Here is a 14763-nt window from a genome sequence, read left to right on the forward strand (position 1 = left end):
CATCCGGCGCCCGCACATGACCAAATCGCGCCGTGCCAAGGAAATTATCTTTCGTCGCGAGTCGTCATCGCGGTGTCCGGCTGTTCCGCTGGTCCGCGGTAGCGCTGGCCGGGGTCATTGCCGGGATGCTGCTCGGCGAGATGGCGGTTGGAACGCGATCCATCGGCGGAATGGGCGAACCCGCGACCTATTCGCACCTCAGCGCCAACCCCGACGCCGCGGCGGCGCCCGTCGGCGGGGCGGTGCCCTGTCCCGATTGCCGCGACAGCTACGGCGTCGCCGCGCGCCTCCGCGCCGATCGCGAAGACCGGATGAGCCATGAGTTTCGCGAGCTGGGCGCCGTCGACCTCGATCCGCCGCCACCGGACGAACCCGATGACGGCTATCGCTATGGCGGCCGCTTTCCGGACCCGCCGCCGCGCGAGGTACGTCGCGTCGTGACGGCTCCCGCGATTGTGTCCGCCAGCGTGGCGGACGACGAACCGGTCGCCGCGGAAACGTCGGCGCTACCGCCGCAATATTGACTGATCAGCGCGGCTGCGGCGCGACCGGTTTGGCGCAGCGCGTCGTGTCGCCCGCTTTACACGCGGCAACATCGGCCTCCCACTTCATCCGTTCTTCGGCCGACATCGCCGCGACACGCGCCTTTTCGGCTTCGTAAGCAGCAGTTTCTTCGGCGAACTCGGCCTGGTCATGCGCGACCTGCTGCGCCACTGCCGAAACCTCCTGCTCATAAGTGGTGATCTCGGCCTTGGCGCGCGCCGCCTGTTCGGCATTGAGCCGCGCGGTGTTCGACCGTTCCTCGGCCGTCGTGCCGTCGGGCAGCTTGGTTTGCGCTGCGGTCGCTTCGGTTGGCGTCGCGACCGGCGCCTGAAACGCTGCAACCTGTCCGGTGCCGACCAGTGACATTGCGGTAGCTGCCGCCAGAATGATCTTCTTCATCGAAGTCTCTCCTTCAATCCATCGCTTTGGCGGTCCAACGCATGGCTGCATCGGGCGTTCCAGCCCGGATCACAGCCCGTTGATTGACCTTCGCAAGGCCAGGGGTCATGCTGCCCCGCCGCACCTTGTCCGATCGGACGCCGATTTGCCAGCATTGCCAAAGCACCCGCTCAACCGCGCCGTCTTTTTCACCCCGCTCGCGGTGCTGCTGGCGGCGGTCGGCCTCAGCCTGTGGCAGGGCGACGCCGTGCTCGCCGCCGAAGTCGCGATCAACGACTGGATCTTGCGCCATTTTTCGCCGCTGTTCGCATGGTCCGGCCTCGCCTTTCTGGCGCTGCTCGCCGGTATCGCGCTTTCTCCGCTCGGCGGGCGCATCATCGGCGGACCGCATGCGAAGCCGATCCTGGGCCGTTGGCGCTGGTTCGCTGTGACGCTCTGTACCACGATCGCGACCGGCATCCTGTTCTGGGGTGCCGCCGAACCGCTGTTTCACCTCAACGATCCGCCCGCGATGCTCGGGCTGATCCCCGGCAGCGACGCCGCCGCGACCTTTGCGATGTCGACGATGTTCCTGCACTGGACGCTGACACCTTACGCCATTTACACCGTTGCTGGGCTCGCCTTCGCGCTCGTCTATTACAATCACCGCGAACCGTTCAGCCTGTCGTCGCTGTTCGTCCCCCTCCTCGGGCGGCGCGCGCACGGCCCCGTCGGGACCGGAATCGACATTCTCTGCCTCTACGCCCTCGTCGCGGGCATGGCCGCCTCGCTCGGTGCCGGCCTGCTCGCACTGGCGGGCGGGATCGAGGGGATCGGCGGGTTTGCGGGTGGCACCGCTCTCCGCTGGGCGATCGCCGCGGCCATCGTCGGCGGCTTCCTCATCTCCGCCGCGACGGGCCTGCAAAAGGGGATAGCCGGGCTTTCGGTCCTCAACACCTGGATATTCTTCGGCATCATCGCCTTCGTGCTGCTCGCGGGCCCGACCGCGCGGATGTTCGACCTCGCGCTGCGCGGCGCCTTCGACTATTTCCAGACCTTCATCCCCCGCAACCTCGGCCTCGACGTCGATACGGGGTGGCACCGGCAATGGACGATCTTCAACTGGGCCAACTGGTTCGCCTGGGCGCCAGTCACCGCCTTGTTTCTCGGCCGCCTCGCAGTCGGCTACAGCGTCCGCGCCTTCATCCTCTACAATCTGATCCTGCCATCGTTGTTCGGCGCAGTGTGGATGACCGCGATCGCAGGCGCAACGATCGCGCTCGACCAGCAAAGCGGCGCCAGCCTCTACGCGATCCTGACCGCGCAGGGGCCCGACCCGGTGCTGTTCCGCCTGTTCAGCGCGCTCGGCGGCGGCCCCGGCGTCGCGGCGGTCGTGTTGTTCGCGATCTTCCTCTCTTACGTCGCCGGTGCCGACGCCAATGTCTCCGCGATGAGTGCGCTGTCGACGCACGGCATCTCTCCGGAAACGCCGGAAGCGCCGCTGTGGGTGCAAGCCGTCTGGGGCATCACCGTCGGGCTGGTCGCGCTAGTACTCGTGGCGAGCGGCGGCATCGACGGCATCCGCATGATGTCGGTTCTCGGTGGCTTTCCTGCGCTGTTCGTGATTGTCGGAGCGGCGCTGTCGCTGATCGCAATGGCGGTACGGGGACGGCATGACGCCGCCCCCGCCCAATCCTGAGAAAGGGGTCTCAGGACTACCAGATCCGGGTGCGTTCTTCGGGCTTCAGATAATATTTGGCGCCCGCCTGAACGCCGAACGCCTTGTACCACGCATCGACATTGCGCACCGGCCCGATGATCCGCCACCGCGCGGGGCTGTGCGGATCGCTCGCCACCTGCTGCTTGATCGCATCCTCGCGCTGCTTGGTGCGCCAAGCCTGCGCAAAGGCCAGGAAAAAGCGCTGGTCGCCGGTCAGGCCGTCAATCACCGGCGCGGGTTTGCCGCCGAGCGAGCGCTGGTACGCGTCATACGCGACCTCCAGCCCGGCAAGATCGGCGATATTCTCCCCCATCGTCAGATCGGGATTGATGAACGATCCCGGCGCGGCTTCATAGGTCGCATATTGCGCCCCGAACGCCTTGGCCGCGGCGTCGAACTTCGCCGCGTCCTCGGCGGTCCACCAGTCGCGCACCGCGCCGTCGGCGTCGATCTTGCGGCCCTGATCATCGAAGCCATGGATGATCTCGTGCCCGATCACCGCGCCGATCGCGCCATAATTGACCGCATCATCGACACTCTCGCTGAAATAGGGCGCCTGCAAGATGCCCGCCGGGAACACGATCTTGTTCTCCAGCCCGCCATTATAGGCATTCACTTCCTGCGGGTTCATCGCCCATTTCTTCCGATCGACCGGCTTGTTGAGATCGCCGAGCGCATAGGCATATTCGAACGCCGAACTGCGCTTCACATTGCCATAAAGGTCGGTGGGATCGATCCGGAGCGCCGCATAGTCGCGCCATTTGTCGGGATAGCCGACCATGACGTCCATCTTGGCGAGCTTCGCCAGCGCCGCTTGCTTGGTGGCGGGCGCCATCCAGCTGTTCGCCCGGATGCGGTCACCCATCGCGAGTTTCAGATTGGCGACCAGCACTTCCATCTTCGCCTTCGCGCTCGCGGGGAAATATTGCGTCGAATAGGTTTCGCCGACCAGCTCACCGAGGCTGCCATCGACCAGCGTCAGCCCGCGTTTCCAGCGCGGACGCAGCTCGCCGACCCCGCTCAGCGCCTTGGTATATTCGAAGCGGCTGTCGACGAACGATTTGGACAAATAGGGCGCGGCGCTGTTCGCGACATGGAACTGCTGCCACAGCTTGATCGTGTCGAGCGGCGTGCGGGCATAGAGCGCCGCAATATCGCGCACCGCGGTCTTTTCATTGACGATGATGCGCTTCTGCGGTGCGATACCTGCCCCCGCAAACCACGCAGTCCAGTCGAGCCCCGGCGCATAGGCGGCAAGTTCGTCGGACGACATCGGATTGTTGATCTTGCCGATGTCGCGGCGATCGGCGATCGCCCAGCTGACCTTCGCGATCTCGGTCTCGAACGCCATCACCGCATCCGCGGCCTTTTCGGGGTCGGCGTTCCCCACCATCTTCATCGTCCGCGCGATATAGGCGCGATAGGCATCGCGCTGCGGCTTGAAACCGTCGCTCAGATAATAATCGCGCTCGGGCAGGCCAAGCCCCGCCTGCCCCAGCCATAGCACATTGACCGTCGGGTCTGCGGTGTCGGCATAGGGACCGCCGCTGACGATCGTCGCACCGAAGCCGCCCTGCGTCCCGCCCATGAAGCGCGCCATGGCCGATTTATCGTTGATCGCGCTGACTGCGCCGATGTCGGCGAGCAAAGGCTTGGCGCCCAGCGCCTCGACCCGCGCTTCGTCCATGAAGCTCTGATACAATCCGCCGACCTGGCTCGTTGCCGGCGCCCCGGCGACCACCGCGCGCAGCTGGCGCTGGGTCAGGTTGTAAACGTCGTAATCGACCCCCGCCGACGCCTGATCCGACGGAATTTCGGTCCGGGCGAACCAGCCGCCGTTGGCATATTTGTCGAAATCGTCGCCGGGCTTCACATTCGGGTCGCGCGCGCCGAGATCGACCCCCCAGGTGCCAAAGGTCAGCGCCTTCAGCGATTCCGCATCGCCCGCCGCTTCCTCCGCACCCGCCGCATGCAGCGATGCGGTCGCCGGCGCATCCTTCGCCAGCGCCGGTGTCGCGGCCAACGCAATGGTGATCGCAAGGCTCGCGGCCCCGCCCAGATATTTCATCATTCCCCAGTCTCCCTATGTCCCCGCGTCGCCCGAAACCGGACAACGCCATAGTGCGACTGTCCGCCCGCACTGCCCAAGGGTCAAGCGAGGGGGATGACGCTGGTCGAAGACATTGGGAAGTTGGTGGAATTTAGCCAGTTTGCCGTCGTAGCAGGACGATCGCGATGTCCGTAGGATCAGCCGAGCTTGGTCGAGAGATGATCGACGCAGACATTGCAGAAATAGAGGATGTTCGTTGATCGCATCAGACAATGTGGCGCTGAACGGTAAAGATCAGTCCGATAGCGGCATCCGCGGTAAGTCCCAACCGCTGCGCGATCCTCTCCCGGGAAATCTGCGATGCTGGTCGGATTTCCGGGTCGATTAACGGGCAGCGACCAACCGGCTGCAGCGGCATCGGCCTGCCGGGTGACGTTCGGTTCGCCGCGCGGTCTTTCGCTTTTTCGGGCTTCCGAAAGATATTCGTCGCACAATCCTAGCGCGTGGCCGATTTCATGCAGGGCAATGGCTTCCCAATGTTCGGTCGGCACCCCGGCATTGTCCTTGCACGGCGTAATCGTTGCCCACGCCGGATATTGCCAGTCTTCGAGCCCGCCGGCGCCGCCGCGCACACCGCTGTCGATCAATACGAGGCCGAATTTGCCGTCGAGCATGAGGTGAACGAGCCGCGACCGAGCCTGTTCGAGGTTGCCGTGCATGACCTGTGCATCACCACCTCCGCAGTTATCGGGAATATCGCGCGTATTGAACCAGCCTGTAACGGTGTCGGGTGCGCGCCAATAAAAGGCCAAAAGTGCGAATTGATCCTGCAGCGCGTCGAAAGGCGGGATACGAATGATGAACGCGCGCAACGCTCGCACGTGGAGAAGAAATCGATCCTCATCGACAAATCGTTCGGAAAAGACCGGGAATTTCAATCGCGCGCCAGCGGGGCCGACAAGGGTTGGTTCAACTGCTGGCATCGGGTTGGTCCGACGTGCCAGATCACCCGTCGGCCCTTCCCAATAGATTCCGCCGTCCCCGAGCACCTGCACCACAGCGCCGCGCTCCGGAGATGGAGGCAGGCGGATCGGCACAAACGCCTGGATCGCAGCAATACTGCCGTCACTGGAAAATGCCTCGATGAACGCTGGGTCCGGCTCGATCGGCACAGGCTCACCTATTCGGTTGTGGCCCGCATCAAGAAAGACGGCTTCCACTTCGGCCGCATCATCGCCATCCGCCGCATCGCCCGCCAAACGCCGAAACGCCGTCGCCGCCCACAGGCGTTCGGACACGGCGTCGGGCAGGATCAGGTCGACCACAACCTCGTCCAAGTCTGGTCAAGTAACCGGAGCGACGGTAACCTTGCCGTCCAATGGCTTACGCGTGCCATCGGCAGCTGGCGGTGCACCGTCAGTCGCAACGAGGCTTGAATCCTTAATGACGCTGCGAGCCAGCGATAATATCGACTGCGGCGAACATTGCGCCTGATTGTCAATCAGATGCTGCATAGCCATTTCAAAGGTGATGCTCTGCTGCTTAAGAACGCCAGACGCGTGGACGGACTGCGCCTTCAGCGCCATCGTTTGCACGGCTCCGACATTCTCCGCACCGAACAGAAAGTGCGTGTCGTAAATATTGAGCGCCGCCGAAGTCGCAGCGGTGCCCAACGCAAGCATCTGGATGTAATCTTCTTTGCGTCCGGGATTTTTTGAGAAGTCGCCCAGCCCGATCAGACCGGTGATTAGCGCGGAGATAGGGGGCAACAGATCACGCGCGATCTGCGATCGCCGCTGGTTCTGGACCATTTGGGTGAAGTAGTTTTCGCAGAACGAATAATTATACATGAAGCCGCTGCGGAGCATGGGATATACATGATCATTGTCGAGTGTCGGGTCGGCTTTCCGGAAATCATACGCCTTTTGGAAATCGGCCTTGAACATCGATGTATCGCTGTATCGCAGTTCGGCAGGCTTCAAGTCCTTCGTCACTAGCCGCTCAGGCCCTTGAAAACTATAGCAACCGGCAAGCGAAAACGACGCCACCGCCACCGCGAGCAAATTTTTCCGGATCATAGAGCCCCCTCTTTCTGATGGCTGCAATCCAGTATTTCGCCTTGCGCTTGTATAGGACCAAAACGCCAAATTTGTTCCATTGTGGCAGCATTTCCGCGCCACTATGTTGCGGGCGACCCGCCCCTTGCGCATCAAGAACAAATCTGGAACATACCCCTCCCATGAGTCTCACCCACATCAAAGTGCGCGGTGCGCGCGAGCATAATCTGAAGGGCGTCGACGTCGACCTGCCGCGTGATGCGTTGATCGTCATCACCGGCCTGTCGGGCAGCGGGAAATCGTCGCTGGCGTTCGACACCATCTATGCCGAGGGGCAGCGGCGCTATGTCGAGAGTCTGTCGGCCTATGCGCGCCAGTTCCTCGAGATGATGCAAAAGCCCGATGTCGAGCATATCGACGGCTTGTCGCCCGCGATCAGCATCGAACAGAAGACGACGAGCCGCAATCCGCGCTCGACCGTCGCGACGGTGACCGAGATTTACGATTATATGCGCCTGCTCTGGGCCCGCGTCGGCATCCCCTATTCGCCCGAAACCGGCGAGCCGATCAGCGCGCAGACGGTCAGCCAGATGGTCGACCGCGTGATGGAATTGCCCGAGGGCACGCGCGCCTATCTGCTCGCCCCTGTCGTGCGCGGCCGCAAGGGCGAGTATAAGAAGGAACTCGCACAGTGGCAGAAGGACGGCTTCACCCGCGTCCGCATCGACGGCGAGTTTTACGAGATCGGCGACGCCCCCGCGCTCGACAAGAAGTACAAGCATGACATCGAGGTCGTTGTCGATCGCATCGCGGTGCGCGACGGCCTCGGCACGCGGCTTGCCGACAGCTTCGAGACCGCGCTGAAACTCGCCGAAGGACTGGCCTATGTCGACCTCGCCGACGGGCCGGTGCCGGGGCGCGAGGAGGAAGATACCGGCGGCGCGATGAAGGGCGCGGGCATTCCAGCGAACCGGCTGATCTTTTCGGAGAAATTCGCCTGCCCTGTGTCGGGTTTCACGATCGCCGAGATCGAACCGCGCCTCTTCAGCTTCAACGCGCCGCAGGGCGCCTGCCCCGCGTGCGATGGCCTCGGCGAGCGGCAGGAGTTCGACCCCGACCTCGTCGTCCCCAACCATGCGCTCAGCCTGAAAAAGGGCGCGGTGGTGCCGTGGGCGAAATCGAACCCGCCCTCGCCTTATTATATGCAGGTGCTCGAAAGCCTCGGCAAAGCCTATGGCTTTGACCTCACCACGCCCTGGCAGGATCTGCCCGGCGAGGTGCAGCTGATCATCCTCTACGGCAGCGGCGGCAAACCCGTCGAACTGACCTTCAAGGACGGCAAGCGTAGTTACACGACGCACAAAGCGTTCGAAGGGGTGATCGGCAACCTTAATCGCCGCATGCTCCAGACCGAAAGCGCGTGGATGCGCGAGGAGCTGAGCAAATATCAGACGCCGCAGCCGTGCGAGACGTGCCACGGCGCGCGGCTGCGCCCCGAACCGCTGGCGGTGAAGATCGCGGGCGAGGACATCAGCATGTCGGCGCAGCGCTCGGTCGCGGACGCGCTCCATTGGTTCAGCACGCTCGACGAAAAGCTGAACGACACGCAGAAGCAGATTGCCAAGGCGATCTTGAAAGAGATCAACGAGCGGCTCGGCTTCCTCAACAATGTCGGGCTCGATTACCTCAACCTCAACCGCACGTCGGGGACGCTCTCGGGCGGCGAAAGCCAGCGCATCCGCCTCGCCTCGCAGATCGGCAGCGGGCTGTCGGGCGTACTCTACGTCCTCGACGAGCCGAGCATCGGCCTGCACCAGCGCGACAACGACCGGCTGCTCGCAACACTCAAACGACTCCGCGACCTCGGCAACACCGTGATTGTCGTCGAGCATGACGAGGATGCGATCCGCCACGCCGACTATGTCGTCGACATGGGCCCGGGCGCGGGCGTCCACGGCGGCGAGATCGTCGCCGAGGGGACGCTGAAGCAGGTGCTGGCGAACAAGAAGAGCCTGACCGCGGCGTATCTGACGGGCGCGAAGAAGATCGAGGTGCCGAAGCACCGCCGCCCCGGCAACGGCTTCGACCTCGTGCTCAAGGGCGCGCGCGCGAACAATCTCAACAATGTCACCGCGAAGATCCCGCTCGGCACCTTCACCTGCGTCACCGGCCTGTCGGGCAGCGGCAAGTCGAGCCTGATCATCGATACACTCTATGCCAGCGCGGCGCGGGTGCTCAACGGCGCGCGCATGGTCGCGGGGCCGCACGACAGCCTGAAAGGGCTGGAGCATTGCGACAAGGTGATCGACATCGACCAGTCGCCGATCGGCCGCACCCCGCGCTCGAACCCCGCGACTTATACGGGCGCCTTCACGGTAATTCGCGACTGGTTCGCGGGGCTGCCCGAGGCGCAGGCGCGTGGCTACAAGCCCGGGCGTTTCAGCTTCAACGTGAAGGGTGGGCGGTGCGAGACGTGCACCGGCGACGGGCTGATCAAGATCGAGATGCACTTCCTGCCCGACGTTTATGTGACGTGCGAGACGTGCCACGGCAAACGCTACAACCGCGAAACGCTGGAGGTAAAGTTCAAGGGCATGAGCATCGCCGACGTGCTCGACATGACGGTCGAGGATGCGGCGGAGTTTTTCAAGTCGGTGCCCGCGATCCGCGACAAGATGGCGATGCTGGTGCGCGTGGGCCTTGGCTATATCAAGGTCGGGCAGCAGGCGACGACGCTGTCGGGGGGCGAGGCGCAGCGGGTGAAGCTGGCCAAGGAATTGTCGCGGCGTTCGACCGGGCAGACGCTCTACATCCTGGACGAGCCGACCACCGGCCTGCATTTCGAGGACGTCCGCAAATTGCTCGAAGTGCTCCAGCAGCTGGTCGAACAGGGCAACAGCGTGATCGTGATCGAGCATAATCTGGATGTCATCAAGACCGCCGACTACATCCTCGATCTTGGCCCCGAAGGCGGGGTCAAGGGCGGCGAGATCGTCGCGGCGGGGACGCCCGAACAGGTGGTGAAGGAGCCGCGGAGCTTTACGGGGCAGTATCTGGCGCCGTTGCTGAAGTAGGGCGTCGGCCTTCGTTTCGTCCTAATGCCATCCCCCTATTGCCGTTCGTGTCGAGCGAAGTCGAGACACGTGAAGTCGAGCGCGAACTCGGCGTGTCTCGACTTCGCTCGACACGAACGGGTTTGGGGTGGCCCGTCGGTTCAACGCCACACCGCTGACAGCGGGTAGAGTGCGATCAGCCAGATCAGGCAGGCGAGCACGACGCGGCGGTCCTTGGCCGCGATCGCCAGCAGCGCGGCGGGGAAAAAGCTCCACGCGATGATGAAGGTGCGCAGGCTGGTCGGCGCGGGCATGCCGTGCAGCCAGGCGACGGTGGCGGTCAACGCGACGTTGCACAGGAACACCCCGCCGATCACCTGGCGCCGGTGTTTGTCGAAATGGGCGTTGAGGTCGTCCCAGCCTTCGGGATCGTCGGGGAACACCAGCGACGCGGCGACGAAATAGAGCGCGGTGACGACGAAGCCGCCGAACAGCACCGGCCAGCTGAGGGGCAGCAGGTCGCGCACCGCCCAGCCGTACATCCAGAAGGTGACGACGTCGCACGACACGAACAGCCCGAGTAGCGCGGTCGGCCAGCCGATGCGGACGCGGTGCGACGCCTTGAGCGCGCGCGCCAGCCCGCCCAGCCCCTCGGCGAGCGCGAGCCCGAGGATCAGCCCGAACAGCGAAAAGATGAATTCAAACCCGCTCATATGCCCCCCGGCGCTTTACCCCTGCCGCCCTCGGGCGCGTTCCGGGATCGATCGCCCTGCCCTATCGCAACCGGGCGCCCGATCAAGCCCGCGCGCGGTCGGGCGATGAGGGAAAGGGCGGCGGAGGGCGCGATGTTGGTCCAAAGTTCAGCAAAGTTCAGCCTTACGCGCTGTTTTGCTGTCACCCTGCCGCGCGCGGGATAATCCGTCGCGGGGAGGTGTCCGCATGACGGGCGGCAACCGCTTCTGTCGATGATTTGAAAGAGCCGCGATGAAGGCTGGCACAGCGAAATAATGTAGGAAAGCGGTTATTTTCCTACATCGTCACCCGTCCCCGATTCCCGTGCTCGTCACCCGGACGGGATCGGGATCGCGCTTTGAGCCGCCGGTAGCAAGAAGGGATCTCACGCAAAGGCGCAAAGGCGCGAAGAAGGAAGGAAGAGGGTTTCGCACGAAGACACAAAGTCACGAAGGGGGCGGTCTCAGGCGCAACCGTGGTGCAGAAGCCTGACGTTTCGATTTGGCTGCCGGACTTTGTCCGGCCATCAAATGGCAAAGGTTAACTGGTTCACGTCGTCGGCGGCCCGGAGCCGCAATCTTTGTGCCCCTTCGACTGCCTTGCAGGCGCTCAGGACAGGCTTTGTGTCTTTGTGTGAGATATTTCTTTCTCTTTCTCTCTTCCTTCTTCGCGCCTTTGCGCCTTTGCGTGAGACCCTTCTTACCCCACCGCCCGCGCCGTCACATCTTCGCCCGAGAAAATCCGCATCACCGGCGGCTGCGGTGAGAGGGCGCGCATTTCGGCGACGAAGGCGCCCGACGCGGGGACCGCGAAATGGGCGCGCACCGCGGCCATATCCGCCCACTCCTCGACAAAGACGAGGCGGTCGGGGTTTTCGACATCGACATGGCAGTTGTGCCCCAGACACCCCGGTTCGGAGCGCGACCGCGCGCTATGCTCGATGCCGAGCGCAATCATGCGCTCGCGATGCTCGGGGGTCAGGATGACGTGGCCGGTGATGAGGATCATCATTGCGTTATGTCCTATGGAAATGCTTATATGTCCTGATTCTGATCATCGGATCGGCCAAAATCAGATTTCTCGGATGAGACCATATTAGTGGAAGCCCATAAAAGATGAAAATTGGCATAAAAATGGATAACTTCCGTTGTTTTTCGTCGACAGGTCCGGTCCGCTTGGCACCTATCACGGTTCTTGTAGGTGAGAACAGTTCGGGAAAAACATCATTCATGGCTGCCGTGAGGTTTTTACTGGAAGCATTCAGATCATCTTCTTCAACTTCATTTAATAGTGAACCATATTTTTTGGGAAGCTTTGAGCAAATAGCGCATTATCGCGGCGGACGAACGGGACGAGCAAAACGCTTCTCGCTTGGGATCGAAACCTCACCTGGCGACCAAGGAGACTTGTTCCCTGATGGACGAAAGACCGAGGGAACCGCATCTCATTCACTCACTTTTGAAAAAGGTCAAACGAGTCAGCCAGAGCTAGTTCAATATAGCGTGAAGTCGGGCGACATACTGGCCAGCTTTGACGTTTCAGCTCCAAAGACGAATATCCAAATACTAAAAAGCGGCAAGAACGTATTTAGCATAGACCCGGACCGTCTCCCGCCATCCTCCCTCATCAGAAAAGATCCTTATTTTCTCGGATTCTTCGTTGAAGACCTTTTGATTCGAAGCAGGTCAGAAAGAGATAAATTCAGCAAAGAAGAACAGGCAACTCTACGGGTAGTACAAAACATATTTCGGGGATCGAGAAGATTTTTGTCTTACTCGGTATTTGCGTCGGCGCCCGTACGAATCCAACCGAGACGGGTATACACGCCGTCGGAACTGACCTCATCAAATGCTGGCGAGCAGGTGCCATTAGAGATGGCAAATCAAAAGTTGGCATATCCAGAAGCGTGGAAAAAAAGCCGAGAAAGAATGAACGAGTTTGGGTCCAGAGCGGGTCTGTTTGAAGACATTGAGGTCAAGAGATTTGGACGAAGCGACAGCGATCCCTTTCAAATTCAGATAAAAAATAGCGGCCCATCAGTGAACATTGCCGACGTTGGATACGGAGTATCTCAAGCTCTTCCTCTTCTATATCCGCTGCAGAATGAGACAAAATATGGGGCATTCTTGATCCAGCAACCTGAGGTACATTTGCACCCTAAGGCGCAGGCCGAATTCGGATCGCTAATTGCTGGCCTTTCGTCAAACTCACCAGACAAAATCTACGTCATCGAAACTCATTCTGACTTCATCGTTGATAGGCTAAGATCTGAGGTCAGAGCCGGAAACATATCGAACAATGATGTATCAATTCTATTTTTCAGAAAGAGCGGATTGGACATAAGAATTCACGACATACTTTTAAATGAAAAGGGAGATATTGTTGGATACCCAGAAGATTATCGAGATTTTTTCCTAAGAGAGCAGGCAAGGGTCCTTGGCATCTGATGTGTATTATAGTCGACGCGAATGCGGCACATCACATGTGTCCAACCGACGAAGCCGGAGCGGCGGTGTTGCGATGGTTATTGCGCGGATCGGGAAAGCTGGTCGTGTCCGATGACCTGCTTAGGGAGTTAAGACCAACAAAGCTATTTGCGACTATTACAACCCTAGGGCAAGCTGGCAAACTCGTGCGAGCGGATAGCGACCGCTGCGACGCGCGAAAAGCCGAGCTTGAGGGTAGTGCAGCACTCGTGTCGGACGACCCGCATGTGGTCGCACTAGCCAGCGTAACGGGATGCGCGTTAATTTTCACGCACGACCAAAATTTGCATGTTGATCTGAAGAATAGAGCGCTCGTCACTCACTCTTGCGCTATTTATCAAACGACCGCGCACCGACACCTGCTCACGCAGTGCCATTGCTAACCGCGCCTTCCATGACACTTCCATGACACTTCCTGTCACAAACACGTCACACAAAACCCCCAAATGGCGCTCAGCGAGTCGCCGCGGGGGTGGTGGCTTGGTTCGGTAACGACCCCCATCAACAGGATTTTCCATGGCTCAGAAATTCGCGCCCCGCACCCTTGGCGTCGTTGGCGCCGCCGTGTGCGCGCTGGCGCTTTCCGCCTGTCAGGATCAGGCTTCGTCGGGCGGCGGCGCGCGCGATTATATCAGCGCGGTCGGTTCGTCGACGGTCTATCCCTTTGCCACCGCTGTCGGCGAAAAATTCGCCGAAGCGACGGGCAACAAGACGCCGAAGATCGACAGCACCGGCACCGGCGGCGGCTTTGAACGCTTTTGTTCGGGCGTCGGCGGCGACACCCCCGACATCGCCAACGCATCGCGCCGGATCAAGAAGAAGGAGTTCGACACCTGCGTCGCCAATGGCGTCAAGGACATCGTCGAAGTCCAGATCGGCATCGACGGCATCGCGCTGGGCGAAGCGACGCGCGGGCCCGGATTCCAGCTGACCGAAGAAGATGTGTACAAGGCGCTGGCCGCGAACCCCTATGGCAAGCCCAACACCGCCAAGACGTGGAAAGACGTCAACCCGGCGCTGCCCGCGGTCGCGATTTCGGTGTTCGGCCCGCCGTCGACCAGCGGCACGTACGACGCGTTCAAGGAGCTGATCCTGGGCCGCGGTTGCGATGCGAACCCCGAGATGAAGGCGCTGAAGGACAGCGACAAGGACAAGCACGAAGCGACCTGCACGACGCTGCGCGGCGCGCCCTTCTATGTCGAGCAGGGCGAGAATGATAACCTCATCATCTCGAAGCTCGACAAGAACCCGACCAGCCTGGGCATCTTCGGCTTTTCGTATCTCGATGCGAACAAGGACAAGATCAAGGCGGTGCCGGTGCAGGGCGTCGCGCCGACCTATGCGGCGATCGCCGACGGCAGCTATCCGGGTTCGCGCCCGCTGTTCATCTATATCAAGAAGGCGCATGTCGGCGTCGTCCCCGGGCTGGCCGAGTTCGTCGCCGAGTTCCTGAAGGGCGCGGGCGACGGCGGCTATCTGAACGCCAAGGGGCTGATCGTGTCGCCGAAGCCGATCGCGGACGCCGCGAAGGCGAACGGCACGAACATGACCGCGCTCAACGGTGCCGAGCTGAAGTAGGTTTCCCCCCCGGTGGCCGGATGGGGCTTGCCCGGTCCGGCCACCGCTTTTTTGGACGTCACCAAATTGCCATGCTCGCTGAGCAAAGGCTGTTGCAAATTCACCGTAGCCCTGAGCTTGTCGAAGGGCGTCTCGCAGGAAAGCGCCTGATCGGCAGGCGCCCTTC

At 61.6% G+C, this 14763-nt stretch carries 12 protein-coding genes; 5 read left to right on the plus strand and 7 right to left on the minus strand.

Translation table 11 applies throughout. The annotated features are described in order from the left end of the window. Positions 1-32: 32 nt before the first annotated feature. Positions 33-524, plus strand: coding sequence for a hypothetical protein (locus G9408_RS05450; protein WP_168453012.1), 492 nt, complete (start codon positions 33-35; stop codon positions 522-524). A gap of 4 nt (positions 525-528) precedes the next feature. On the opposite strand, the gene G9408_RS05455 is transcribed toward G9408_RS05450, so the two are convergent. Further along, complete coding sequence (locus G9408_RS05455; protein WP_168453013.1) at positions 529-942, minus strand: hypothetical protein; 414 nt, start codon at positions 940-942, stop codon at positions 529-531. 154 nt (positions 943-1096) lie between these two features. Here G9408_RS05455 and G9408_RS05460 point away from each other — a divergent pair, with 154 nt between their 5' ends. After that, a complete protein-coding gene (locus G9408_RS05460) occupies positions 1097-2620 on the plus strand; it encodes a BCCT family transporter (protein WP_235957475.1) in 1524 nt (507 codons plus the stop codon). Between the two features lie 16 nt (positions 2621-2636). Here the strand turns inward: G9408_RS05460 and G9408_RS05465 are convergent, their stop codons facing one another. The 3 genes from G9408_RS05465 to G9408_RS05475 form a co-directional block, all read right to left on the minus strand. Next, positions 2637-4712 carry a M13 family metallopeptidase gene (locus G9408_RS05465; protein ID WP_168453015.1) on the minus strand — a complete coding sequence of 692 codons (2076 nt, stop codon included), beginning with the start codon at positions 4710-4712 and terminating at the stop codon, positions 2637-2639. A gap of 176 nt (positions 4713-4888) precedes the next feature. Continuing rightward, positions 4889-6016 carry a M64 family metallopeptidase gene (locus G9408_RS05470; RefSeq protein ID WP_168453016.1) on the minus strand — a complete coding sequence of 376 codons (1128 nt, stop codon included), beginning with the start codon at positions 6014-6016 and terminating at the stop codon, positions 4889-4891. Positions 6017-6034: 18 nt separating this feature from the next. Beyond that, positions 6035-6769: a hypothetical protein gene (locus G9408_RS05475; protein WP_168453017.1), complete on the minus strand. Its 735-nt coding sequence runs from the start codon at positions 6767-6769 to the stop codon at positions 6035-6037. A 161-nt stretch (positions 6770-6930) separates the two neighbouring features. Between G9408_RS05475 and uvrA the strand changes: the two genes are divergently transcribed. Then, entirely contained in the window at positions 6931-9822 is a 2892-nt protein-coding gene (gene uvrA / locus G9408_RS05480) for an excinuclease ABC subunit UvrA (RefSeq protein ID WP_168453018.1), read from the plus strand. 140 nt (positions 9823-9962) lie between these two features. On the opposite strand, the gene G9408_RS05485 is transcribed toward uvrA, so the two are convergent. Both G9408_RS05485 and G9408_RS05490 read right to left on the minus strand, forming a co-directional pair. Continuing rightward, on the minus strand, positions 9963-10514 hold the full coding sequence (locus tag G9408_RS05485; protein WP_168453019.1) for a hypothetical protein: 552 nt from the start codon (positions 10512-10514) through the stop codon (positions 9963-9965). A gap of 718 nt (positions 10515-11232) precedes the next feature. Then, a complete protein-coding gene (locus tag G9408_RS05490; protein WP_235957476.1) occupies positions 11233-11544 on the minus strand; it encodes a putative quinol monooxygenase in 312 nt (103 codons plus the stop codon). Positions 11545-11648: 104 nt separating this feature from the next. Here G9408_RS05490 and G9408_RS05495 point away from each other — a divergent pair, with 104 nt between their 5' ends. Then, positions 11649-12980: an AAA family ATPase gene (locus tag G9408_RS05495; RefSeq protein WP_168453020.1), complete on the plus strand. Its 1332-nt coding sequence runs from the start codon at positions 11649-11651 to the stop codon at positions 12978-12980. 299 nt (positions 12981-13279) lie between these two features. Here the strand turns inward: G9408_RS05495 and G9408_RS05500 are convergent, their stop codons facing one another. Then, a complete protein-coding gene (locus G9408_RS05500) occupies positions 13280-13426 on the minus strand; it encodes a hypothetical protein (protein ID WP_168453021.1) in 147 nt (48 codons plus the stop codon). Positions 13427-13535: 109 nt separating this feature from the next. Here G9408_RS05500 and G9408_RS05505 point away from each other — a divergent pair, with 109 nt between their 5' ends. Beyond that, a complete protein-coding gene (locus tag G9408_RS05505; protein WP_168453022.1) occupies positions 13536-14597 on the plus strand; it encodes a substrate-binding domain-containing protein in 1062 nt (353 codons plus the stop codon). Positions 14598-14763 lie beyond the last annotated feature (166 nt).

This window comes from Sphingopyxis microcysteis, assembly GCF_012274265.1.
Lineage (GTDB): Bacteria > Pseudomonadota > Alphaproteobacteria > Sphingomonadales > Sphingomonadaceae > Sphingopyxis > Sphingopyxis microcysteis.